The sequence below is a fragment of the Ancylobacter sp. VNQ12 genome, assembly GCF_049445835.1.
Classification (GTDB): Bacteria; Pseudomonadota; Alphaproteobacteria; order Rhizobiales; family Xanthobacteraceae; genus Ancylobacter.
The window spans coordinates 1-1,624 of the sequence record NZ_JBMSDU010000063.1 but is presented as its reverse complement, the minus strand read 5'-3'; the positions used below and the strand labels follow the sequence as shown (position 1 = coordinate 1,624).

Here is a 1,624-nt window from a genome sequence, read left to right as displayed (position 1 = left end):
TGCCGCCCGTAATCGGCGGGACGGTTCTGGGTCTTCGAATTCGCTGCCGCCGCCGGCGCCAACGCGTCAAACTCCTGGTGTTTCGCAACGCAGGAGGCGGCTGATGGAATTCTTTTGCGGATTGGATGTGGGCCTTGAGGCGACCGCGCTGTGCGTGGTCGACGAGCGCGGCGAGGTGCATCTTCGGTGCACGGTAGAGACGGATCCGCAGGCGATCCATGACGCCGTCGTGCCGTTTCTGCCGCGCTTGCGCCGGGTCGGCCACGAAGCGGGATCGCTGTCGCCGTGGCTGCATCCCGAGCTCATGCGGCTCGGCCTGCCGGCGGTGTGTCTCGAGACGGTTCATGTGCGCGCGGCGATGGCGGCGCAGCGCAACAAGACCGACGCCGCCGACGCGCTCGGCATCGCCCATCTGATGCGCACCGGCTGGTTTCGCCATGCCCACATCAAGTCGGAGCGCTGCTACCGGATCCGCCTGTTGCTGACACAGCGGCGCAATCTCAAACGCAAGGTGCTGGACCTGGAGAACACCATCCGGCACTCGCTCAAGGCGTTTGGTATCCGCATCAAGGGCACCGGGCGCGGCGGTTTCGAACAGGCGGTGCGCGACGCGGTTGCTGGCGATGCGCTGACCAGCGAACTGATGGACGCGATGCTGATCGCGCGCGCCGCGCTCTGGAAGCAGTACTGCCGGCTGCACGATCTGGTGGTGAAGATGGTAGCGCGCGACGAGCTCTGCCGTCGCTTCCTCGGCATTCCCGGCGTCGGCCCGGTGACGGCACTGAGCTTTGTGGCGGCGATCGATGATCCCTCGCGCTTCCGCCGTTCGCGAGATGTCGCCGCCTATTTCGGGCTGACCTCGCGGCGCTGGCAGTCCGGCTCCTCGATCGACGTCCAGGGCCGCATCAGCAAGGCCGGGGATCCCGATATGCGCCGCGCCCTGTACGAGGCCGGCTCCGCGCTGATGACCCGTTTCAAGGGCCAGGACAAGCTGCGCAGCTGGGGTCTTGAGCTCGCCAAACGCAGCTGCCACCGCAAGGCGACGGTGGCGGTGGCGCGCAAGCTGGCGGTGATCATGCACGCCATGTGGACCGACGGAACGTTCTATGTCGGCCACGCCGGCGCCAGCGCCGCGGACGTCGCGGCGCGCGCGGCGGTGAAGGATCGCCGCCTGTTGGGGGCGCATGCATGACGGTGCCAACACCCACGCCGTGCCACGTGTCCGGCGGCTGAAGGATCGATGATCGACGCGCTTGGCGTCGCCCGACCAACGATGGAGCTCCGCGCAAGCGGATGAGAACTGGTGCAGACCAAGGACGACGGGAAGCACGCTATCTTGCCTGCGGCCGCGCCGATCGGAAGACGGCCGGACCGCGCTCGAATGCCTGTGATGCAGCCCCGTGGCTCCGATGGAAAGATGCGCCGCGACGGATCGAGCGCTGCCGATGAGCAGCCGAACCAGGCCGTCGACGAGCGCGGAGGACTGCACGGCGCACCAGGACTCTCGCCTCAGGAGCCGTCGTGCGGCGCGGCGCCGCTTAGCGTATTATTGAATGCAATGGAGAAGAGACGACGATGTCGAACAGATCTGACAAAGCACAACCGATTAGGACGGCAGGATAAA

At 66.7% G+C, this 1,624-nt stretch carries 1 protein-coding gene and 1 pseudogene; both read left to right on the top strand.

All coding sequences use genetic code 11. From position 1 onward, the window contains the following. Positions 1 to 103 precede the first annotated feature (103 nt). Positions 104 to 1,192, top strand: a complete 1,089-nt coding sequence (locus ACO2RV_RS25080) for an IS110 family transposase (protein WP_423296917.1) — start codon at positions 104 to 106, stop codon at positions 1,190 to 1,192. A gap of 111 nt (positions 1,193 to 1,303) precedes the next feature. Next, a pseudogene (locus ACO2RV_RS25075) lies at positions 1,304 to 1,624 on the top strand (hypothetical protein); the annotation flags it as partial.

What these genes read in the sequence shown, in the direction of transcription:
- ACO2RV_RS25080 (WP_423296917.1), top strand. Translation starts at nt 104, where the DNA reads ATGGAATTCTTTTGCGGATTGGATGTGGGCCTTGAGGCGACCGCGCTG.